This is a genomic window from Tatumella saanichensis, assembly GCF_000439375.1.
Taxonomy (GTDB): Bacteria; Pseudomonadota; Gammaproteobacteria; order Enterobacterales; family Enterobacteriaceae; genus Tatumella; species Tatumella saanichensis.
Genome location: NZ_ATMI01000051.1, coordinates 84,161 through 107,335, shown reverse-complemented (window position 1 = coordinate 107,335; position 23,175 = coordinate 84,161). Strand labels below are relative to the sequence as shown.

Genomic DNA, 23,175 nt, shown 5'->3' with positions numbered 1-23,175 from the left:
GATAGAGGATAATCTCGTTGGGTGCGTTTGAACTCTGTCATCATCACGTTCTCCAGAATTAGAACAGGAACGTGTCAACGCTATTCAGGACGGGTCACCGAAAACAAAAAAGACGGCGGATGCCGTCTTTTTTGCTCGTCAGTGGCCGCCGCAACGGTCTTTAACGATCACGCATAGACCGGCAGACGGGCACAGATTTCCAGCACCTGGCCTTTAACGCGCTCAATGGTCGCTTCATCGTTGATATTATCCAACACATCCGCGATCCAGCCTGCTAACTGACGGACGTCATCTTCTTTAAAACCACGACGGGTCACAGCAGGGGTACCGATACGGATCCCAGAGGTGACAAACGGGCTCTTAGGATCGTTAGGGACGCTGTTTTTGTTAACAGTGATATTGGCACGACCCAGTGCGGCATCCGCTTCTTTACCAGTCAGGTTTTTGTCAACCAAATCCAGCAGGAACAGGTGATTATGGGTACCACCTGAAACGATGTTGTAACCACGTGCAATCAACACTTCAACCATGGCTTTAGCATTTACCGCCACCTGCTGCTGATAGGCCTTGAACTCCGGCTCCATCGCTTCTTTCAGGGCCACTGCTTTACCGGCGATCACGTGCATCAGAGGACCACCCTGACCACCTGGGAATACTGCGGAGTTCAGTTTTTTATACAGGTCTTCGTCACCGCCTTTCGCCAAGATCAAGCCGCCACGCGGGCCTGCCAAGGTTTTATGGGTAGTGGTCGTTACCACATGGGCGTGTGGCAGTGGGTTCGGGTAAACATCCGCTGCCACCAGGCCTGCCACGTGGGCCATATCAACAAACAGCCATGCACCAATACTGTCCGCGATTTCGCGCATTTTTTCCCAGTCACACACGCCGGAATACGCAGAGAAGCCGCCGATAATTAATTTAGGCTGATGGGTTTTCGCCAGTTCTGCCAGCTCGTCGTAGTCGATTTTGCCGCTTTCATCGATGCCGTAAGGAATAACATTATACAGTTTGCCGGACAGGTTAACCGGGGAACCATGAGTCAGGTGACCGCCATGGGCCAAGTTCATCCCCAGAATAGTATCGCCTGGTTGCAGCAATGCTGTAAAAACGGCAAAGTTGGCTTGAGAACCACTGTGTGGCTGAACGTTAGCATAATCAGCACCGAACAGCTCTTTAGCACGGTCGATGGCTAATTGTTCAACGATGTCTACGTACTCGCAACCGCCGTAATAACGCTTCCCAGGATACCCTTCTGCGTATTTGTTGGTAAGCTGTGAACCCTGAGCCTGCATTACGCGTGGGCTGGTGTAGTTTTCTGAAGCAATCAGTTCAATGTGCTCTTCCTGACGCACTTTCTCTTGCTCCATCGCCTCCCACAACTGGGCATCATAATCGGCTATGTTCATCTCTCGCTTTAACATCCGCATCTCCTGACTCAGCTAACTTAAAAACGGCAATTTAACACCCATCAGCGGGCAACGGCCAACAGTGTAAACTCTTTTAGCGGGCGGCGGTAGCCGGAAAACACTCTTTTTGCGCAAACGATTGGCAATCAGACAATCTGCGGATCCGCCCCTGATAATTAAGCGCTTTTTCAGCAGTGACTTTTCGCCCCACGGGCAATGACTTTTCAATGGATAGCCTCACAGATCGAGGGCTACCAGTAAAGAAGCCGTTTACTTTTCTCAAGGTCAGGAATAACATGCATTAAAAATACACCTTATAATTTCATCTGTTTTGTGAGGAAAGTCTGATGCCTGATGCCCGTACCCTGGAATTGGTGAGAAGTACCCTACCCGCGATCCGCGACGCTGGCCCAGCGGTCACCGAATATTTTTATCAGCGTATGTTCCGCCACCATCCTGAACTGAAAAATATCTTCAACATGACCCACCAGCAAAATGGCCAGCAACCGGCAGCGCTGTTCGGGGCACTGTGCGCCTATGGGGCTCACCTTGATACCCCGCAGGCGCTACAAGAAGCGGTAGAAAGGATCGCCCAAAAACATACCAGCCTGAATATCCACCCAGAACAGTACGCCATTGTTGGCGAGCATCTACTCGCCACCCTGCATGAATTACTTGATCCCGGCGAAGAGGTTCTCGCCGCCTGGGCTGAGGTCTATGGGGTATTGGCCGATATATTTATCCGCCAAGAAGCGGCTATTTATCAGCAAGGGGCACAGCAGTTAGGGGGGTGGCAAGGTCATCGTCCTTTTGTGATCAGCCAGATTACTGAAGAAAGTGACGGGATCAAGAGCTTCGTTCTGACGCCGCAGGACGGGCTGCCGGTGCCAGACTTCACCGCAGGCCAGTATGTGACGGTCAGCCTTCAGCCAGCGGGGTGGGAATATCGTCAGTTGCGCCAATATTCTCTGACTCGCCCTTCTGCAGGCAAAGACTACCGGATTGCCGTGCGCCACCAACCCCATGGCAAGGTATCCGGCTGGTTCCATCAACAGGCCCGGTGTGGCGACAGCGTACTGTTATCGGTACCCTCTGGGGATTTCAGGTTGCAAGGCACTCAGACACCGCAACCGGTGACCCTGATTTCTGCAGGATCAGGCCTGACACCGATGCTGGCAATGCTACATCAGTTAGCGGAAAGCCGTTATCCGGCCAAAGTGAACTGGTGGCATGCCACCAGACATCCCGGCAGCCATGCTTTTGCTGAGGAAGTGAACACTCTCGGCGCGCAGCTGGAACAATTTAGCCAGCAGACTTGGTATTCACAGATAGCCACTCACAGTGAGGCCTATTGCAGTGGCAGGATGGATATTGGCCAACTCGCCGCCGACGTGATTTCAGCAGACGGCGACTATTACCTGTGCGGTCCGGCTGCATTTATGCAGTCAATGCTTGTGCAGTTGACTGCCCGCGGGATCAGCCGGGACCGTATTCATTATGAAATGTTCGGGCCACATCAGACCCTGTAACCACCATACCCCAGCCGGCCAGCACTGGCCGGCCTAATCAGATGGCTTCTTCGTCTTCTTCGCCGGTACGAATACGTACCACGCGGGCCACATCAAACACAAAGATTTTACCGTCGCCGATTTTACCGGTCTGTGCAGTACGCATAATGGTATCCACGCAGGTATCGACGATATCATCGGCAACCACCAGTTCGATTTTTACCTTAGGCAGAAAATCGACCATATACTCGGCTCCACGGTATAGCTCCGTGTGACCTTTCTGGCGACCAAACCCTTTAACTTCGGTGACCGTCAATCCAGTGATGCCGACATCTGCCAAGGCTTCGCGCACATCATCCAGTTTAAAGGGCTTAATAATCGCATCAATTTTTTTCATAGCAGAACCTTATTTGCTTTCACCACTGACAATGCGGGCATCTTTTCCGCAGAGCATGAAGGGGCCACCGGAGAGCCGGTAAAAATAATCGTCAGCAAGTTACCCTTTAAAATCGCTGGCGTCCAGTTCATGTCGGGACAGAAGTTTATAAAACTCAGTACGATTGCGTCCTGCCATTCTTGCGGCATTGGTCACATTTCCCCCAGCCATCTGCAAAATCTTGCGCAGATAGTTCAGTTCAAACTGGTTTCTCGCCTCAGCAAACGTCAGTAGCGCCGTGTTTTCGCCCGCTAACGCTTCCTCGACCAGTCGGTCAGTGATCACCGCCGAGCTGCTCAAGGCCACGCACTGTTCAATCACATTCACCAGTTGCCGGACATTGCCCGGCCAACTTGCCACCATTAAGCGTTTCATCGCCTCCGCCGAAAAGCTGCGTACCATCGGCTTGTGCCGTTCGGCGACCTGTCGCAATAGGGTGTTGGCTAACAACGGGATATCTTCGGCCCGTTCATGTAACGCCGGTAAGCGCAGAGTTACCACATTCAGCCGATAATAGAGGTCTTCACGGAATTCCTGACATTCCATCGCCTTGGGTAAATCGCGATGCGTTGCCGAGATAATTCTCACATTAATGGCGATATCACGGTTACTGCCAAGCGGCCGTAGTGTGCGTTCCTGTAATACCCGCAGCAGTTTTACCTGCAATTCAGCTGGCATATCACCAATTTCGTCGAGAAACAGCGTGCCGCCATCAGCTGCCTGAAACAGCCCTTCGCGGGCAGTCGTGGCACCGGTAAATGCCCCTTTGGCATGACCGAACAGTTCTGACTCCAGTAATTGACCGGGCAGCGCACCACAGTTGATGGCAATAAACGGGTGGTCATGGCGGGGACTGGCTTGGTGGATAGCCTTTGCCAAAACCTCTTTGCCGGTGCCGCTCTGCCCTTGGATCAGTACACTGACATCAGATTGTGCCACCCGTTGTGCCTGTTCCAGCATCCGTAACATCACTGGACTACGGGTAACAATAGTGTCACTTAGCGGATTCTCACCAATACTGCCACGTTGACTGAGGGCTTGGTCGATGGCTTGATAAAGGGCATCACGATCCACCGGCTTGGTCAGGAAACTGAACACCCCTTGCTGGGTCGCAGACACTGCATCGGGGATTGAGCCGTGGGCTGTCAGGATGATTACTGGTAAGCCCGGAACCTGCTTCTGGATCTCTTCAAACAGCGTTAGACCGTCCATCATATCCATGCGCAGATCACTGATTACCAAATCCACCGGCTCCCTAACCAGATGACGCAGAGCGTCCGGCCCGTTTTCACAGGCAGAGACATGGAAACCTTCACTGCGCAGACGCATTCCCAGTAGTGTCAGGATACCGGGGTCATCATCCACCAGAAGTAATCGTGAAGTATATTGAGTCATTGGCCTACTGCCTTATCTGAAATCCGGGCGACCGGGACTTATCGGTTCGAAAGCTGACGTTCAATTTCGGTCAGTCGTGACAACTGCTTTTTCTTCTCCGCCAGCGTACGCATTGTCTGCTGCTGCTGTTGCTGTAAGCGGGCCATTTCCTGAGCAGACTGCTGTCGCAGTGAATTCAATTGCTGCTGGCGGAGTGCCAGCTGTCGCTTATCCTGTAGCTTTTCCAACCACAGATCATATAGCGGCCTTACGCTCAACGGTACTACCGGCTGCTGTGTCAGCAATTGATGGACCCTTTCCTGAGATGGGGCAACATCCACCTGCGGCGGGGATTCTAGAATACTTTGCTGCCAACCGGTAATCCAGTCAGTGGCGGGCAGATTGGCGGCCTGAGATTGATTTTCAGACAATGGGTGCTGTGCGGTACATTGGATGAGTGCCAGCCAAGGCGCAGGTTGTTCAGCCAATGCGGCAGAGATCAGCGGACAAGTTGTCCCGCTGACCTGACTTTCCGTTGCGGTCTCAGTGCTCCGAGGTGAAGGCTGCCGCGCACAGGCAGTTAACAGCAGTACCAGAGCGAAGATCAGGGTACGACACACAGCCTGCAGCGCCATTGGGGGCTCCTTAATCTTCTGCCGGAAGTTCAATACGAAAACAGACTGCCATCTGCGGATGACTGACCAGCGATAATGTCCCCTGCATTCGATGAATACAATCTTTGGCTATACTCAGTCCCAGCCCGCTACCTTTTACCGGCCCGCGGCGTTGACGAGATCCCTGATAAAACGGCTCAAAAATCATTTCACGTTCATGGGCCGGGATCGCCGTTCCCTGGTTAATCACCTCAATCACCACCCGCTGTGCTGTCCGTGTCGACGTCAGCATAATGGTTCCCCCTGGTTTTCCGTAGTTTATGGCGTTGGAATAAAGGTTATCCAGCGCCCTGCCCAGCAGTTGCCGGTCTGCCAGACAGACCGGTTGTTCCAAAGACAGCACCGTTTCTATCTGCCGCGCACTGGCTGGTAACGCATGGGCACTGATAATTTCGCCGAACAGCGGTTCGAGCTGTACAAGGGTAATGCCGGTACCACCATCACTGCTGTGGCGGTTATAGTCGAGCAACTGTTCGATCAGGGTCTGTAGATGCAGGCTGCTCTGATCTAGGATAGACACAATCTCTTTTTGTTCAGGGTTAAGCGGCCCACTGACTTCATCTGCCAGTAATGCACTTCCTTCCCGCAGGCTGGCAAGCGGGGTTTTTAGCTCATGGGACAGGTGCCGCAGAAATTCATGGCGCTGGGCCTCAAGCCATGACAGACGCTCACTCAGCCACACCACCCGTTGGCCAAGAGAACGGATTTCCACCGGGCCTCGAAACTCAGTGGTCAGGTCTATCTCCCCCCCTTCCCCCAGTCGGTGGATCATCTGCTTAAGATCTTTCACCGGACGGATGATCATTCGCGTAAACAGTAACATTAGCCCGAGGCTTAACAGGAACAGTATCAGTGCCTGCCAGCCAAAAAACGCGCCGCGTTCAGCAATATTACGCTGCAATTGTAACCCCTTGGCCATCACCTGTTGTCGGGTCGCCTGTACCAACAGGCTGTTCTGTTGAGAAAAATCGCTGAGAATATCGGAAACTGTCGGCGGCAGATCCCCCTGGATGCATTCAGGTTGGGCTAATACCGCCAAATGCTGGCTGATCTGTCGGGCGATATCTAGATCCGGTAATTGCTGGCGAAAAGTGCTGAGCATGGCCTGATAGCGACTGTATTGTTGATGGTACAGAGCACTGAGCGTCGGGTCGCCCACCACGCAATACTGCCGGTAGCTGCGCTCTGCATCCAGCGCAGTACGTGCCATCAATTCACTCAGCCGGACATTAGTGAAGGTATTGCGGTTAGTTGCCGCCGCCTGCTGACTGAGACCAGTAAAGCTATCCCATGCCTGCCAAGCTAGGATCAATAACGGCAGTAGCACCAGCATAAACGCCAGTAATACCAGTTGTCGTAGAGAGCGCGGAGCAAAATGTCGCTTATTCAAAATCACCGCCGGTAAAAGGGGGAAAGTTTGATGCTAGCGGGAACCGTGACAGGAAAAAAGAGAGGACAACGAGAAAATCATTGCTGCGGCCGGCAGACTTCCGGGTTCACCGGCGCAGAAAATGAGGCGGTGCCTTACTCAACGTGACGTCCGGGCATGAAATGCATCGCTGCAGTTATCATCAATCGGGCGGCAGGCACCTTTTAATGCATCATTCAAAATTTTATAAGCTCCTGGCAAGGCTGCCGGGCATTATAAACAGCGGAATGAGCAGTACAGGGATTATAGCAAGTCCCGTGCCAAAAAATAGAGAATTAATATTATCAGTGAGTTAGACAGCATTACTAAAGGTTCAGTGACTATTCAACAGCGTAGTTGTCGCTGTTAGGAGACAGTAATCACTGCCTCCCTCCCCTTCTATAAATATCAGTCACTTAAATGTCGCTATCTGGAGACAGCCTAGGTTGGTGGTTGTCGCTCGATAACAACATCGGACCGCCAAGATAAAAAAAGCGCTCCGAAGAGCGCTTATCTCAACTGCCATTTGGGAATTATCCCAGTTGTTTACGGGCATTGCGGAAGATACGCATCCACGGGCTATCCTCGCCCCACTCCGCCGGATGCCAAGAGTTACTGACGGTGCGGAAGACACGTTCAGGGTGTGGCATCATAATCGTGACCCGCCCTGAGGTATTGGTGACCGAGGTGATCCCTTTCGGCGAGCCATTCGGGTTGGCCGGATAGGTCTCTGTTACGTGGCCGTAGTTATCAACATAACGCAGTGCCACCAGCTTCTGCGCTTCCAGTGCCTGCAGTTGTGCGTTATCGCGCAGTTCCGCAAAGCCTTCACCGTGCGAGACAGCAATTGGCATCCGCGAACCAGCCATACCAGATAACAGCAGTGACGGGCTGTCTGCCACTTCGACCAGGCTGAAACGCCCTTCAAAGCGCTCGGACTGGTTACGCACAAAGCGTGGCCACAGTTCGCTACCTGGGATCAGCTCACGTAGGTTAGACATCATCTGACAACCGTTACATACGCCCAGTGCCAAGGTATCTTGACGCCCGAAGAACTGTTCAAAGGTGTCACGTACCCGTGGGTTAAACAGGATAGACTTAGCCCAACCTTCCCCAGCCCCCAGAACATCACCGTAAGAGAAGCCACCACAGGCTGCCAGCATCTGGAAATCATCCATGTTCTGACGACCAGCCAGCAGATCGCTCATATGTACATCCACGGCTTCAAATCCGGCACGGTGGAACGCTGCTGCCATTTCAACGTGGGAGTTAACACCCTGCTCACGCAGTACCGCCAGTTTAGGACGGGCCCCCGTGGCGATCATCGGAGCAGCGATATCCTCAGCAGGATCAAAGCTCAGGCTGACATTCAGACCCGGATCGTTATTATCCAGCTTGGCCTGATGCTCCTGATCAGCACAGTCAGGGTTGTCACGCAGGCGCTGCATCTGCCACGTGGTTTCTGCCCACCAGCGACGCAGTACAGAGCGTTGCTCCTGGTAGACCACCTGATCGGCAGAGCGGATCACAAAGTCGTCACCGCGTTGCGCGCGGCCCAACACATGCAGACAGGCTTCCAGTCCCTGCTCAGCAAAGATGGCCATCACAGCGTCTTTATCCGCAGCATTGATCTGGATCACCGCACCCAACTCTTCTGTGAACAGCGAGGCCAGCACATCTTGGCCTAGGGCAGAAACATCCACCTCAACACCACAGTGACCGGCAAAGGCCATTTCCGCTAAAGTCACCAGCAGGCCGCCATCTGAGCGGTCATGGTAAGCCAGCAGCTTCTGCTGAGAGACCAAGCTCTGGATAGCCGCGAAGAAACCGGCCAGATGCTGGGCATTACGCACATCCGCAGGTTTATCGCCCAACTGACTGTAGACCTGGGCCAACGCTGTTGCACCTAATGTGTTGGCACCGACACCTAAATCCACCAGCAGCAGCAGATTGTCATGTTGAGGCTGCAGCTGTGGCGTCACGGTATGACGCACGTCTTCGACACGGGAAAAAGCGGTGATCACCAGAGATAACGGTGAGGTCATTTCACGGGTTTCACCGTCCTGCTGCCAGCGGGTTTTCATCGACATTGAGTCTTTGCCCACCGGAATGGTCAGACCCAGTGCCGGACAGAGTTCTTCACCGACGGCTTTCACCGCTGCGTACAGACCGGCATCTTCCCCCGGGTGACCGGCGGCAGACATCCAGTTAGCAGACAGTTTGATACGGCTTAACGAACCAATATCAGTGGCTGCCAAGTTGGTCAGTGCTTCTCCGACGGCCAGGCGGGCGGAGGCAGCAAAGTCCAGCAGCGCCACCGGCGCACGTTCTCCCATGGAGAAAGCCTCACCGTGGTAGCTATCGAGGCTAGCGGTGGTAACTGCACAATCAGCCACTGGGATCTGCCACGGACCGACCATCTGATCCCGAGCAACCATACCGGTTACCGAACGGTCACCGATGGTGATCAGGAAGGTTTTTTCTGCCACACCCGGCAGGTGCATCACACGTTTTACCGCCTCTGCCAGAGAAATATCGTCGCGGACCAGGGCGTTACCTTCAACCTGTAAGGTTTTCACATCACGGGTCATTTTCGGGGTTTTGCCCAACAGTACATCCAGCGGCATATCAATTGGCTGGTTATCAAAGTGAGAGTCGTTCAGCGTCAGGTGCAGTTCTTCGGTGGCTTCACCGATCACCGCATAAGGGGCACGCTCGCGCTCACAGAGTTTGGCGAACAGCGGTAACTGCTGCGGATCAACCGCCAGCACATAGCGTTCCTGAGATTCGTTACACCAGACTTCCAGTGGGCTCATGCCCGGTTCATCGTTGAGGATATCGCGCAGATTAAAACGTCCGCCGCGACCACCATCACTGACCAGTTCTGGCATCGCATTCGACAGACCACCAGCGCCAACATCATGGATAAACAAGATCGGGTTCTGCTCACCTAACTGCCAGCAGCGATCGATCACTTCCTGACAACGGCGTTCCATCTCCGGGTTGTCACGCTGTACAGAGGCGAAATCCAGGTCCGCGTCGGACTGGCCAGAGGCCATCGACGAGGCCGCACCGCCCCCCAGACCGATGTTCATGGCGGGACCACCCAGCACGATCAGTTTAGCGCCTACGGTGATCTCTCCTTTCTGAACATGATCGGCACGGATATTACCAATACCGCCCGCCAGCATCACCGGCTTGTGATAACCACGCAGTTCTTCACCGTTATGGCTATTGACCTGTGCTTCGAAAGTACGGAAGTAACCGTTCAGGGCAGGACGACCAAATTCGTTATTGAATGCTGCACCGCCCAGTGGGCCTTCGGTCATAATATCCAGCGCAGAAACAATACGCTCCGGTTTACCAAAATCCTGTTCCCACGGCTGTTCAAAACCTGGGATACGCAGGTTAGAGACAGAGAAGCCTGTCAGACCAGCCTTCGGCTTAGCCCCGCGTCCGGTCGCTCCTTCATCACGAATTTCACCGCCAGAACCGGTAGCGGCCCCCGGCCAAGGTGAGATTGCGGTCGGGTGGTTATGGGTTTCAACCTTCATCAGAATATGCGCGTCTTCCTGATGGAAGTCGTAGACACCTTTTTTGTCGTCCGCATAGAAACGGCCTACTGATGATCCCTCCATCACTGCCGCATTATCTTTATAGGCAGACAGAACATGCTCAGGATTCTTTTCAAAGGTGTTCTTGATCATTTTAAACAGCGACTTCGGCTGTTCTACGCCATCGATCACCCAATCGGCGTTAAAGATTTTATGGCGGCAGTGCTCAGAGTTAGCCTGCGCGAACATGTAGAGTTCGATATCGTTCGGGTTACGCCCCAGTTTACTGAACGCATCGAGCAAGTAATCAATTTCGTCGTCGGCCAGTGCCAGACCTAGCGACAGATTCGCCTCTTCCAGTGCCTGACGCCCCTGTCCTAGGATATCCACCGCCTTTACCGGCTGTGGCTGGTGATGGGCAAACAGTTGTTCCGCCTGCGCCAGGTCGGTAAATACCGTTTCCATCATGCGGTCATGCAACAACGCGGCCAGCTGTGCCCACTGGGCATCAGTCAGGCTGTCAGCCTGAATATAGAACGCCAAGCCACGTTCTAAACGCAGTACCTGAGGTAATTCACAGTTGTGAGCAATATCTGTCGCTTTTGACGACCAAGGTGAAATGGTTCCCGGACGAGGGGTGACCAGCAACAGACGGCCAGCAGGCTCATGCTCCGCCAGTGACGGACCATATTTAAGAAGACGTTGAAGACGATTCTTTTCATCATCGCTAAGGGGTGAACTGACATCGGCAAAATGCACATACTCAGCATAAATATCACTCACGGGCAGATGAGCTTCCTGAAAGCGGCTAAGCAGTTTATTTACTCGAAATGCCGACAGAGCGGGCGAACCACGCAAAATTTCCATCATTAAAGATCTCTCGTCTTCGAAACGCCGGGCGACGCTTCATTGGGCGCAACAGGGGAAAACGGGACGTATTATAAAGAATAACCCTCTGTTACGAAACCGTTTGCGTTGAATTAATACTGAGAAAAGACTGCTCAGAAAACACACATTTCTTGCTATAAAATTTGCGCTTTGACGTTTTGTTGCTCAGAATGCACCTCGCTCCGGGGGACTACCCCTCTGTATTTTTCCTGCCAAAAGGCGACCTCCGGTGCTGATTAACGAGATAACTGTTTGAAATATTTTAAATTAAATTATCTTTTGATCGGTCTTGTTACACTGTTACTGGCAATGGCTTTATGGCCCGCGATTTCCTGGAACTCAGGATCGCAGGATACGCTTTCGCAGATAAAATCGCGCGGAGTGTTGCGTATCAGCACCATTAGCTCTTCTCTGACCTGGCAAAAGAACTCTGACGTACCGACGGGCATGGATTACGAACTGGCAAAACGCTTTGCTGGCTACCTGGGCGTAAAGCTACAGGTAACCGTGCGGCCGGACGTCGCCAGCCTGTTCGATGACCTTAACCATCACCGGGCCGATATTCTGGCAGCCGGACTGGCCTGGGATACCCAGCGCCAGAATGACTACCGCAGCGGACCGGCCTATTACACCAGCACCCAGCAACTGGTTTACCGGGTGGATAAACTGCGACCTAAATCCTTGGCCGACCTGCAAGGAACCTTGGCTGTTCCTTCGCAGACTTCGTTTATCCCGACGCTGCAACAAGCTCAGGCCGGTAAATACCCACAACTGCAATGGAAGACCGAGAAAAATGTCAGCCCTCAGGCGATGCTGGAGCAGGTTGCTGAAGGCAAACTGGATTACACCATTGGTGACTCCGCTACCATCGGGATGATGCAGCGTATTCATCCGCAACTGGCCGTGGCCTTCGACGTATCCAGCGAAGTGCCGGTTAACTGGTATATGGCTAAAACTGCCGATGACAGTCTGGATGCCGCCTTACTTGATTTTTATAGTCAAATTAATGAAGAGGGCACCCTCGCACGGTTGGACGAAAAATACTTCGGCCATACCGGCAGTTTCGATTATGTCGATACTCGTACATTCTTGCGAGCCATCGACAGCACGCTGCCGGCGTTAACGCCGCTGTTTAAAAAATATGCCGCCAATATGGACTGGCGGTTACTGGCGGCGGTGGCGTATCAGGAATCCCACTGGGATCCTCAAGCGACTTCCCCTACTGGAGTGCGGGGAATGATGATGCTGACGCAGAATACCGCTGAAAGTCTGGATGTCGGTAACCGGTTGGATGCCGCCGAAAGTATTCGTGGTGGTAGCCAGTATCTTCAGGGTCTATTGGAGAAAGTACCAACCTCTATCCCACAGGATGAGCGAATATGGTTTGCGCTGACCGCGTATAATATCGGTTTTGCCCATATGATGGATGCCCGTAAGCTGACGAAAATTCAGGGCGCTAATCCGGACAGCTGGGCCGATGTGAAAAACCGCCTGCCGCTGCTAGAGCAAAAACGCTATTACCGGCTAACAACCTACGGTTTTGCGCGCGGAACAGAGGCTTACAACTACGTTGAGAATATTCGTAAGTACAATATCAGTCTGGTGGGATACTTACAGGAAATGCGTCAAAAACAGCAGCAACAACAGCAGATTGTGCCTATTCCTGACACGGACCTTCCTTCACCGTCTGAGCCTCAGATTGCGATGAACTGAGGGTATCAGCTTCGCGCTGCGCCTGGCGTAGCGCTTTTTTCTGAGCCCGCCGCTCACGAAAAAAAGCGCTCAACTGAGCAGCACACTCTTCTGCCAGCAAGCCCCCTTCAACCGTAATACGGTGATTCATCCCCGGATGACCGGGGATATCCAGCAAGGATCCAGCGGCCCCGGTTTTGGCATCACTGGCACCGAACACCAACCTAGCGATACGGCTGTGTACCATCGCCCCAGCACACATAGCACAAGGTTCTAGCGTGACATAAAGGGTCGTCTCCAGCAGTCGGTAATTGCTTAACGCTTTACCGCCAGCCCGCAGTGCCATCATCTCAGCATGGGCGGTCGGATCGTGACAAGCGATAGGATGATTCCAGCCCTCGGCAATCACTTTTCCCTGATGGACCAATACCGCACCGACCGGCACTTCATCATTTTCCTGAGCCCGCGCTGCCAGCGCCATCGCATAGCGCATCCAGTACTCATCATTTTTATTGTCGGTCACGGTATTCCCCTTCTCTTTCTGAATCGGCGCGCATTATAGCGATAAAGGCGGGTTTGGATAACAACTGTATGATCATCTTTACCCTCCATTGAACGCTGAATCAGTGGCTATTGCCTAATAGCCCCCCTAACGGTGCCTATCATCACTGTTTTCAGTAAATAGGATCATATCTCCCCCGCTCAATGTTCCCGACAGGAATAACCCCTAGTATATGAAATAAAAATATTTACATTAATTTAATTAACAAATAAATTAGGGTAATGTTAGATTGTAAATAAATAAACAAATACAAAAAACCTATTTTTACATTAAGTTAATAGCTTTCCTTTTGCTTTCCACCAGTAATTTGGTTCAAAAACCCTGTCAACTACATGATGGCTAGGGGTTATTACATTAATGTTTTCACTACACAAAGGTCAGCAAATGAAAATGAAGAAACACCTCCTGATAGCATTCGGCTGTGCAGTGACTTGCTGCGCAATATCATTACCCGCCACGGCGGCCACAACTGACGGAACCTTAACGGGGCAGATTGGTGTTCAGGTCAGTATTTCTGACGGGTGTACCGTGAGCAATGGTACCGCCACCGAAGGTACCAATAACTGGGGAAGCATTGATTTTGGTACCTATGCCGATCTTTCTTCGGTGATTGATGGCAGCTTAACGGGTGAGGCTAGCGGCACCGGACTGGCTATCACTTGCACCAGTGACCTATCCCCTAGCCTGACCCTTGATGGCGGGCTACATGAGAATGCCCAAAGTCTGCGGACCATGACGAATTCGACCAGCACTAGCTCAACCTCTGTTATCCCTTATCGTTTATATTCTGATTCGGCTTACAGCAAAGAAATTACACCAGGCAGCGCCATCAGTCTCACCGCAGACGAAACCGCTCTGACAGTGCCGATCTATGCCCAAATTCGTCCAGGGGATCAAAGCTCTACTTCTCCTGATTCTGGGACATATACCGACACTATTACCGCAACACTGACCTGGTAGTCACGGAATGAGGGTGTTCCGATTTTATTTACCCCTGATGATGGTGGTCCCCGTGAGTCCGCTGTTGGCGGCGACGACAACCAGCAGTTTTACGGTCTCGTCGGTGATCACCAGTGGATGTGCATTAGGCACCAATAACACTCAGTCGGTGAATGATTTCGGAACACTGAGCTTTGGTTCGATGTCATCCATTTCAGAAAATGTGGATGTCGCCAGCTCAGCAGGGGCAGGTTCGGTCATCGTCACCTGTACTCCCGGCCTTGCCGTCTCTATTGCGTTAGATTATGGCATACACAATGGTAGCTCTGCGCGACGCTATATGGAAAATAGCGCCACCAGCACTACGCTGGGTTATCAGCTTTATCAGGATGCAAGCTATAGCAATGTCTGGGGAACGGGGGAACAGGCCTACAGTATTGCGTCATTTCCAAGCACCACCCAAACCTATACTGTCTATGGCCGCCTTTATGCCGTCTCAGGCCTACCCGCCGCAGGCACTTATTCAGATACAGTCACGGTCACGCTGACCTATTAAAAAGAACATAATGAAAAAAAATAGCCTTTTAATCGTATTCACCTTGCTACTTAGCGTTATCCCTCTGGTCAGTCACGCCGCTAGCGCTATTCTGGTATGGCCAATTTTTCAAAATATTGCAGCATCCCAGAGCGGCTCGGAATTATGGCTACAGAATAAAGGCAATGCTCCGGTCACTCTACAGATAAGAATATTTAAATGGGCACAAAGAAACTCCTCTGACGTCTATGCCGATCAGAAAGAGATTATTGCCAGCCCACCCTTTGTCACTATTCAGGCTGGTCAGCGACAGGTTGCGCGTCTTATCCGTCTTAATACACCGGCGGTGAATACAGAAATGGCCTATCGCATCGTGATTGATGAAATCCCCGTGGCTCCCTCACTTGACCAGCCAAAAAATGGGGCGGGGTTAATTATGCGCATGCGCTACGTTTTACCGTTATTTTCCTATGGTCACGGGTTATCGCCCCTCAGCCAGAACGGTCCGGTCACGCAGATACAACAGCACCTACGCTGGCAACTGCAGCGTCAAGCAAACCATAATCGTCTACTGATCACTAATAATGGCCGCAGTCATGCCAGGCTAAGTGATACCTATTTTTCCGCGGGGACTTCGGGTACGACCGTTTACTTGGCAAAAGGGTTTCTGGGTTATGTCCTACCAGGCCAAACAGTAAGCTTTCCAGACCCCGCTAGCCTGCCGATTGGCGCTCGTCTTTTCAGCCGCTTGGCCGATAATGTAAATCCGGTACCTCTTTCCGCGGCTGAATAACCATGCGCAGCGTTATTCCTCCTCTGGTCTTTACGGCGACTTTTACGCTACCGGTGCTCAGCAGCGCCGAAGAGTACAATCAGTTACCCCCTCCGATTAGCGCTCTGAGGCAACCAACCAGTTATATGCTTTATTTGCGCTTATCAGTAAACGGAAACCTATCCCCGGAACTCGTCCCGGTGCTCGTTAAAGATCAGCACTATTTCATTGATAGCAGGGTGTTGAGAAAAAATCATTTCCCAGTTTCTAGGGACAAGCAACACATAGACGTTAATCGTTTAGCGGGTGTCACCGTTGACTATAACAGTGCCGCTCAGCAACTTAACCTCAGAGTACCGGACTCATGGTTGCCGACCCAGTATTTGACACAACAGTCTGACCTGGCACATCTGCGGCCGGTAGCAAGCCGTGGTCTGTTACTGAATTACGATAGCTACAGCCAAACGTCACAACACACCTCGCGATCAACATCGACTTACCTTGAAGCACGACTATTCGGCCACGCAGGAACCTTTTCGCAAAGCGGTATCTGGCGGATCACCGACAATGGCATGACTCAGCCGCCGCGCGGGTACCTGCGATACGATACACAGTGGAAATATAGCGATACACAGCGACTGATAAGCTATCAGGCTGGGGATTTTATTAGTAATTCTCTCACCTGGAGCCACTCCGTGAGGATGGCTGGATTGCGTATTAGCCGAGATTTTTCAGTAAGACCCGACCTTGTGACTTATCCACTACTCAACCTCAGTGGCTCCGCTGCGGTACCGGGGACTGTCGATTTATTTATCAACGGCTACAAAGCCAGCCGCAATACAGTTAATGCGGGGCCTTATAACCTGACTGATGTACCGTTTATCAACGGGGCGGGCCAGGCAACCGTCGTCACGACCGATGCCCTAGGTAGGCAGGTTTCAACTACCCTGCCTTTTTATGTGTCCAATACCTTGCTGGCAAAAGGGTTGAGCGATTTTGATATGTCGGCAGGGGTATTACGCCGTAATTATGGTCTGGCTAGCGATGACTACGGCAGCGGAGCTATAAGTACGATTTACCGTTACGGGATCAATAATCACCTGACCGCTTCTTTCCATGGGGAAGGTGATAGCCAGCTCATGCTAGCAGGAACGGGAACAGATATAACCCCCGGTAATCTGGGGACATTGAGTCTCTCCGTCAGCCACAGCAAGACCCCGCGAAATTATCAGGGTAATCAATATACTGCCGGTTGGTCATATTACAGTACCTACTGGGGACTAAATCTTCAACATATCCGCACTGATAATCATTACAGTGACTTATCCGATGACGGAACTGCCAGCCAAACCAGTCGTCAATCAGATCAAGCGACACTGAGCCTGTCTCCTCCTATCAGAAACTTTGGCACGGTAGGGTTGGCGTATTTTGCAATTCGAGCAGGCGATAGTTCTGAGACACGACTGGGAAATCTCTCATGGAGCCATTCATTGGGAAGTCACGCCAGCTTAGGGTTGAGTCTCAATGATAACTTCAGTCAACACTCAGTGACTGGCGCGTTACAGTTACTGGTTTCTTGGGGTAGTAATAATACGCTTAACAGCAGCACTGAACAGCTGGCGGACCATAAACTCACTCAACGATTCAGTTATAGCCATACGGCCCCGTTAAACGGAGGATTAGGCTGGACTCTCTCCCGCTCCCTGACACAGCCTAGCGACCCACAGGCGGCTATCAAGTGGGTCAATCGCTATTCCACATTAAGTACAGGGGTGTATCAAAATACCGTCGACCACTCTCAATGGCTGGAAGCGAGTGGCTCTGTCGTGGCCATGGATAATGACCTCTTTTTTTCGAGAAGTATTAACGATGCCTTTATTATTGCTGATACCTCAGGATTCCCAGGGGCGGAAGTCAGTTATGAAAACCGTCAAGTAGGCACTACGGATAAACACGGCCATATTTTAATTCCATGGGTGTCTTCCTGGTATCCTGGAAAATTAACCCTCAATCCCCTCAACTTCCCGGCGGATACCGAAATTATGACGCCTGAGAAAAAAATTGCCGTTCGTGGAGGCAGCGGTGCGATTGTCAGATTTGATATAAAACGCGTACGCTCGGCACTGATTACCTTTGTTGATCAGAGTAACACCCCACTCCCTCCAGGAACGTCGGTCTTAGACGACTCTACTGGGAATCGTTCGGTTATCGGCTACGGTGGACAAGCCTGGCTATCACATTTGGGTAGGCACAATAAGGTCAGCGTTGAAGGGCTGCCTGTCAGTTGCCAGGTAGTCTTTGATTTACCTGAAGTCACCCATGTCCCTGCAGAAATCGGTCCGGTCAGGTGCCGGTATACCTCTACACCTGGAGAATAATTATGCACCTGCGAGACGTTATCCAAACAGGCATTGCCTTAGTACTTCTTTGCTTTTCTTGGCAGTGCTTTGCTGATTGTAGCGCAAGTAGCACCAGCGGCAGCTTTGGCAGCCTAAGCTCATTTACCTTAGATAATTCGTCCGAGACGGTAGAGACAGGGTCTGGCTTTACTTGCAGCGGCGCGGCGCTCAGCGTACTCGGGACAACCACTATTACTGCGGCAATTGTCTCCTCTGCTGGCGAAAGCGATGGCTCGCCACAAATGGTCGATGCAACGACGGGGAGCGCTATACCCTATTCTATCTGCTCTGACTCCCAGTGCTCAACACCCTATACGGTGGGTAATACTATTACTTGGAGCACTACCACACTCCTCGGACTGCTGGGGTTGTTTGATGCCGCCGATGGTACATTGCCATTTTACTTTCATACCAATGCCGGTATCAATGTTCCGGCAGGGACCTATACCGATACCTTGAATATCAATTGGACCTATACAGAGTGTCAGCTCGGGATATCTCTAATCTGCGTCAATACCAGCGGCAGTTCTAGTTCGACCATTACGCTGACGATGGTTGTAACCAACGACTGTATTATCCAAGAGGCTCCGGATATCAATTTCGGCAGTGCAGCACTCCCCGCTGACTTTTCCAGCGTATCGGGCGCATTAACCGTGCGCTGCACCAAAAATGCAGCCTACACCGTGAGTCTGACTGGCAGTAATCCGACAGTAGGCAACTGGCGGCAAATGTCGTCTGTTATCAATGGTACAACAGATTACCTGCAGTATCAGATCTATCAATCTGACGGCTCGGCATGGACACCTGAAATCAATAATGCTGAGACCGGAACCGGGGCCTCTCAATCGGTCAATTACACGGCCGGTATCAACCCAGAGCAAGTTAATGAACCTGCTGGAACATACTCTGATACCGTCACCGTCACCGTCTCCTATTGACCAAGGAAAAGCGATATACTGCTCTATTCGAGTTGTTGGATCTCACCGGCTGGGGTGATGCGCCAACGGTGCTGGCAGAAAGCCAACAGCGGGTTATCGTGGTGACTGTCGCTGTAGCCGCTGAACAGCTCTAGGGGTTGACCGAGACGGCTCTCAAGCTGGCGCACTTTCTCTTCCCCCAGGCAACGCAGGCTCAGTACCCGCCCGCCAAAGCGGCGCTCGATACGGGTGGCAATCAAGTTCACCGCTGGGAGGAAGGTCGCATCCTGATAGACCGTTTCAACTAACGATTGCGGAGAGCCGGTGATCAGCCAGACATCGGCATCCCCGGCGGCCAGATAGTCATCCAGCCGCTGGCGAACGCCAAGGAACGGCACCACCTGCTGACGAAACCGCTGACAAAATTCCCATTCCCGCTGTTGTAACAACTGCTCGCCATGACCGGCGGTCACCGCCCACAGTAAAACACTCATCGGCCAGCGGGCTGCACGCCCTTTTACCAACATGGCCAATAAAATCACCGGCAGTAACGGGATCACCAGTAATAGATTCAACGGTTGACGGCGTAGCGTATCCCGTAGATAACAGCCAAACAGGTCCTGCTTATGCAGGGTGCCATCAAGGTCAAAAAACACAATTCGTCTTACTTGCTCGCTCATTTAGGGGGACTCCTGGCTGACTGTTCCCGGCTGATCTTTTTCAGGGAAAGCCCAGCGACAATACAGCACAATACCAGTGCAGTATGTACCTCCGGTGCCGATCAACAGTATGGCATTTCGATACGGATTATGCCTGCTTTCACATCACTCGCTGAAGATTTCCTCGAAAAAAACCAGTATTCAGAAAGAGATAACCTTTACTATTGTCTGGCTCAATAAAAATGCTGTGCCTGACTGACGGTGAAGGGTACAGGATTTGCAGCAGACTAGGATGTGTTTCACCTCCGGGAAAATCCTATGAACGAGCATAAAATCTCTCCACAGATCGATGAACAGACCGTACAGACCTTTCAGAAAGATGGCGTAGTCGTATTGAAAGGGGTATTCAAAGATTGGGTCGCCCCCCTGGAAAAAGGCGTCGCCGAGTTAATGGCCAACCCGAGTGAGTACGGCTTTGCCCGTACCGTAGTCCCCACCGACGGGTCAGCTCCTTTTTTCCAGGATTACTGTAACTGGTCGCGGATCCCCAGTTTTAAAGAATTTGTGTTTCACTCCCCTGCGGCACAGATTGCCGCGCAATTGATGCAGTCGCGTACCGCCCGCTTCTTTCACGAACATACGCTGGTTAAACAACCAGGTGGCAGCACCGTTACCCCGTGGCACCATGACCAACCTTACTACTGCGTCGAAGGGCGGCAAAATGTTAGCTTGTGGATCCCATTAGACCCGGTTGAGCAAGCAATCTCTTTGCGCTGCATTCGTGGCTCACATTTGTGGGAAGATGAGTTCAGTCCAACCCGATTTAACGGTAGCCGCTTATACGAACACAATCGTTTCAAAGAGATACCGGATATTGAGGCGCATGCCGATGACTACGATATTGTCAGTTGGGCAGTAGAGCCTGGGGATGCGGTCGCTTTTCACTACCGGACGCTGCATGGTGCTGCGGGCAATGCCTCCGCACGTTCCCGAAGAGTATTTTCGGCGCGCTGGGTCGGCGATGATGCCACCTTTGTCGATCGGGGTGGCGTGACCTCCCCGCCGTTCCCGGAACTGACCCTAAAACACGGAGAACCGCTTAACTCGCCTTTATTCCCGCAAGTCTGGCCACCGCAAAAAGTTGCCTGAGCCCAACTCCCCCCTGATGAATAGGGGGTATTACCCCTACCTATAGCAGGTGTTTATTGGGCTTTAAACGTATATATGCTAGAGTGCGCTCCTGAGAAAACAGGCTTCCGATAGCCGCCAGACAGAGCGTAAGGTAACTGACAGACGTGGCATTATTGATTACAGAGCGGTGTATTAACTGCGATATGTGCGAACCAGAGTGCCCGAACCAGGCTATTTCGATGGGAGAGCGGATTTATCAGATCGATGCTGACCGCTGCACCGAATGTGTCGGCCACTATGATGCTCCGACCTGTCAGAGTGTCTGCCCGATCAACAACACTATCATTACCGATCCACAGCAGACTGAAACCCAGGACGCGCTATGGGAGAAATTTGTCACTCTCTGGCATACGCCCTGAGTCGCGGGTCAGTTTTCCAATATTACCGTGGCGCAGGCATAGCGCCGTTCATCCGCTAGCGTCACATGGACATGTTGCACACCGAGCGTACCGGCCAGGCTTTCTGCCTGACCAAAAAAGCGTAAGCATGGCTTACCCAAAACATCGTTAAACACTTCAAACTGATTGAAGGCAAGCCCCCCCCGAATACCGGTACCGAAGGCCTTAGCCACCGCCTCTTTGACCGCAAAACGTTTTGCCAGAAAACGTACCGGCTGATGGTGTTGCTGATATTGTTGCCATTCAAAGTCAGTCAATACCCGCTTTGCCAAGCGATCGCCGGAGCGACTGATCACTTGCTGAATGCGATCAATTTCGACGATATCTGTCCCCAGTCCGACAATGGCCATTAGCGACGTGCTTCTCTCAGTAGCGTTTTCATCTCGCTAACCGCGGACGCCAATCCACTGATCACCGCCTGACCGATGATTGCATGGCCGATGTTCAGCTCATACATTTGTGGGATGGCCGCAATCGGCAGGACATTATGATAAGTTAAACCGTGTCCCGCATTGACCTTAAGCCCACGAGAATCAGCGTATTCGGCAGCCTCACGGATACGCATCAACTCGGCGTCGCGCTGCGGACCCTCTTCGGTTTCGGCATACGCCCCAGTGTGTAATTCGATATAAGGCGCACCGGCGGTGACCGCAGCATCAATTTGCTGTCTGTCTGGATCGATAAACAGCGACACCAGGATACCGGCATCTGCCAGACGGCGTACCGCATCATTAAGTTTTTGCTGTTGTCCGGCAACATCCAGGCCGCCTTCGGTGGTAACCTCTTGGCGTTTCTCTGGGACCAAGCAGCAAAACTGCGGACGGGTTTCACAGGCAATAGTCAGCATCTCTTCCGTCACCGCCATTTCGAGGTTCATTCGCGTCTGTAACGTCTCGCGAAGCAAGCGCACATCTCGGTCAGTGATATGGCGGCGATCTTCACGCAAGTGTACGGTGATCCCGTCGGCGCCGGCCTGCTCGGCGATAAATGCTGCCTGCACCGGATCCGGATAGCGGGTCCCGCGTGCATTTCTTAAGGTGGCAACATGGTCGATATTGACCCCTAACAGTAACTCCGTCATGACAATCCTCAATCTTGAAATAGGTGATAACGTACTGCCCGCACTACCCACTATTCGCTTTTTGGGGCACGCGGACCGACAGGTGACGTAAATTGCCGGAACAATTCTTGGCTCTTTAACGGTTTACCCCCAAGATAAGGCTTTAAGGCCATACGTGTAAAACGTTTTGCCGCTTTGAGGGTATCACTGTCGGGAAAATGTCGGTCATAGAGCGCCATCAGCTGCCGACCGGTAAAACTGCGCTGATTCAGGACCATACTGGCAATAAAGCCTTTCTCTTCGCGGTAACTGTAGGTCATGCTATCACTGATAGGTTCGCCACTGCCGGCGCAGTGTAGGAAATCGACCCCGTAACCGAGATGACCCAGCACTGCCAACTCAAAACGGCGCAACACCGGTTCAGGGGTACCACTGGCAGCGGCCAGTCCCTGTAAGCAGTAGAGGTAATCAAAAAACAGTTCAGAGAAAGGGATCTCCTGCCCCAACACCCGGGACAGCAGCTCGTTGACGTACAGGCCGCAGTAAAGGTAGGTCCCTGTCAACGGCAATGCTAGGGAAATCGCTTCGGCACTGCGTAGGGTTTTCATTTCCCCTTTGCCGGACCAACGGGCCAGCAAAGGGGTGAAAGGCTGTAGTGTTCCCTTAAGTTGGGAACGTTTGGAACGGGCACCTTTCGCCAGTACCCGCACCCGCCCTTCATTTTCACTAAACAGATCTAACAGTAGGCTGGTTTCGCTGTAAGGGCGACTATGCAGCACAAAGGCGCGTTGCCAGCCTTCCAT

Annotated in this window: 20 protein-coding genes; 9 read left to right on the top strand and 11 right to left on the bottom strand. The window is 52.2% G+C overall.

What is annotated here, in order from left to right; genetic code table 11:
- Positions 1-167 precede the first annotated feature (167 nt).
- The gene (gene glyA / locus DW47_RS0114185) at positions 168-1,421 is read right to left on the bottom strand and encodes a serine hydroxymethyltransferase (RefSeq protein ID WP_029687086.1); all 1,254 of its coding nucleotides are present in this window, start codon (positions 1,419-1,421) and stop codon (positions 168-170) included.
- A 332-nt stretch (positions 1,422-1,753) separates the two neighbouring features.
- Between glyA and hmpA the strand changes: the two genes are divergently transcribed.
- Positions 1,754-2,935, top strand: a complete 1,182-nt coding sequence (gene hmpA, locus DW47_RS0114180) for an NO-inducible flavohemoprotein (protein WP_029687085.1) — start codon at positions 1,754-1,756, stop codon at positions 2,933-2,935.
- 37 nt (positions 2,936-2,972) lie between these two features.
- On the opposite strand, the gene glnB is transcribed toward hmpA, so the two are convergent.
- The 5 genes from glnB to purL form a co-directional block, all read right to left on the bottom strand.
- Positions 2,973-3,311 carry a nitrogen regulatory protein P-II gene (gene glnB / locus DW47_RS0114175; RefSeq protein WP_029687084.1) on the bottom strand — a complete coding sequence of 113 codons (339 nt, stop codon included), beginning with the start codon at positions 3,309-3,311 and terminating at the stop codon, positions 2,973-2,975.
- Between the two features lie 99 nt (positions 3,312-3,410).
- Complete coding sequence (gene glrR, locus DW47_RS0114170) at positions 3,411-4,745, bottom strand: two-component system response regulator GlrR (RefSeq protein ID WP_029687083.1); 1,335 nt, start codon at positions 4,743-4,745, stop codon at positions 3,411-3,413.
- A 38-nt stretch (positions 4,746-4,783) separates the two neighbouring features.
- A complete protein-coding gene (locus DW47_RS16740) occupies positions 4,784-5,359 on the bottom strand; it encodes a hypothetical protein (protein WP_029687082.1) in 576 nt (191 codons plus the stop codon).
- Positions 5,360-5,369: 10 nt separating this feature from the next.
- Positions 5,370-6,788, bottom strand: coding sequence for a sensor histidine kinase (locus DW47_RS0114160; RefSeq protein WP_029687081.1), 1,419 nt, complete (start codon positions 6,786-6,788; stop codon positions 5,370-5,372).
- 551 nt (positions 6,789-7,339) lie between these two features.
- Positions 7,340-11,230: a phosphoribosylformylglycinamidine synthase gene (gene purL, locus DW47_RS0114155; RefSeq protein ID WP_038027610.1), complete on the bottom strand. Its 3,891-nt coding sequence runs from the start codon at positions 11,228-11,230 to the stop codon at positions 7,340-7,342.
- A gap of 270 nt (positions 11,231-11,500) precedes the next feature.
- Here purL and mltF point away from each other — a divergent pair, with 270 nt between their 5' ends.
- Positions 11,501-12,961 carry a membrane-bound lytic murein transglycosylase MltF gene (gene mltF, locus DW47_RS0114150; RefSeq protein ID WP_029687079.1) on the top strand — a complete coding sequence of 487 codons (1,461 nt, stop codon included), beginning with the start codon at positions 11,501-11,503 and terminating at the stop codon, positions 12,959-12,961.
- Here mltF and tadA read toward each other — a convergent pair.
- A complete protein-coding gene (gene tadA / locus DW47_RS0114145; protein WP_277618941.1) occupies positions 12,906-13,463 on the bottom strand; it encodes a tRNA adenosine(34) deaminase TadA in 558 nt (185 codons plus the stop codon). The two genes, mltF and tadA, sit on opposite strands and share 56 nt — an antisense overlap.
- 429 nt (positions 13,464-13,892) lie before the next feature.
- Between tadA and DW47_RS0114140 the strand changes: the two genes are divergently transcribed.
- From DW47_RS0114140 to DW47_RS0114120, 5 genes are all read left to right on the top strand, one after another.
- A complete protein-coding gene (locus tag DW47_RS0114140) occupies positions 13,893-14,462 on the top strand; it encodes a Csu type fimbrial protein (RefSeq protein WP_161606715.1) in 570 nt (189 codons plus the stop codon).
- Positions 14,463-14,499: 37 nt separating this feature from the next.
- The gene (locus DW47_RS0114135) at positions 14,500-14,997 is read left to right on the top strand and encodes a Csu type fimbrial protein (protein WP_241430768.1); all 498 of its coding nucleotides are present in this window, start codon (positions 14,500-14,502) and stop codon (positions 14,995-14,997) included.
- A 10-nt stretch (positions 14,998-15,007) separates the two neighbouring features.
- The gene (locus DW47_RS0114130) at positions 15,008-15,769 is read left to right on the top strand and encodes a fimbrial biogenesis chaperone (RefSeq protein WP_029687075.1); all 762 of its coding nucleotides are present in this window, start codon (positions 15,008-15,010) and stop codon (positions 15,767-15,769) included.
- Between the two features lie 179 nt (positions 15,770-15,948).
- On the top strand, positions 15,949-18,126 hold the full coding sequence (locus DW47_RS0114125; protein ID WP_187325708.1) for a fimbria/pilus outer membrane usher protein: 2,178 nt from the start codon (positions 15,949-15,951) through the stop codon (positions 18,124-18,126).
- Between the two features lie 2 nt (positions 18,127-18,128).
- Entirely contained in the window at positions 18,129-19,085 is a 957-nt protein-coding gene (locus tag DW47_RS0114120) for a Csu type fimbrial protein (protein ID WP_038027607.1), read from the top strand.
- A 23-nt stretch (positions 19,086-19,108) separates the two neighbouring features.
- Here the strand turns inward: DW47_RS0114120 and yfhb are convergent, their stop codons facing one another.
- On the bottom strand, positions 19,109-19,744 hold the full coding sequence (gene yfhb / locus DW47_RS0114115; RefSeq protein ID WP_029687072.1) for a phosphatidylglycerophosphatase C: 636 nt from the start codon (positions 19,742-19,744) through the stop codon (positions 19,109-19,111).
- 297 nt (positions 19,745-20,041) lie between these two features.
- Between yfhb and DW47_RS0114110 the strand changes: the two genes are divergently transcribed.
- Together DW47_RS0114110 and DW47_RS0114105 are read left to right on the top strand one after the other, a co-directional pair.
- The gene (locus tag DW47_RS0114110; protein ID WP_029687071.1) at positions 20,042-20,872 is read left to right on the top strand and encodes a phytanoyl-CoA dioxygenase family protein; all 831 of its coding nucleotides are present in this window, start codon (positions 20,042-20,044) and stop codon (positions 20,870-20,872) included.
- Between the two features lie 146 nt (positions 20,873-21,018).
- Positions 21,019-21,273, top strand: coding sequence for a YfhL family 4Fe-4S dicluster ferredoxin (locus tag DW47_RS0114105; protein ID WP_029687070.1), 255 nt, complete (start codon positions 21,019-21,021; stop codon positions 21,271-21,273).
- A gap of 8 nt (positions 21,274-21,281) precedes the next feature.
- On the opposite strand, the gene acpS is transcribed toward DW47_RS0114105, so the two are convergent.
- The 3 genes from acpS to recO are packed head-to-tail and all read right to left on the bottom strand — an operon-like array spanning position 21,282 to position 23,175.
- On the bottom strand, positions 21,282-21,662 hold the full coding sequence (gene acpS, locus DW47_RS0114100) for a holo-ACP synthase (protein ID WP_029687069.1): 381 nt from the start codon (positions 21,660-21,662) through the stop codon (positions 21,282-21,284).
- Positions 21,662-22,393, bottom strand: coding sequence for a pyridoxine 5'-phosphate synthase (gene pdxJ / locus DW47_RS0114095; protein WP_029687068.1), 732 nt, complete (start codon positions 22,391-22,393; stop codon positions 21,662-21,664). Before pdxJ ends, acpS begins: the two co-directional genes overlap by 1 nt.
- Before the next feature lie 50 nt (positions 22,394-22,443).
- The gene (gene recO, locus DW47_RS0114090) at positions 22,444-23,175 is read right to left on the bottom strand and encodes a DNA repair protein RecO (RefSeq protein ID WP_051150977.1); all 732 of its coding nucleotides are present in this window, start codon (positions 23,173-23,175) and stop codon (positions 22,444-22,446) included.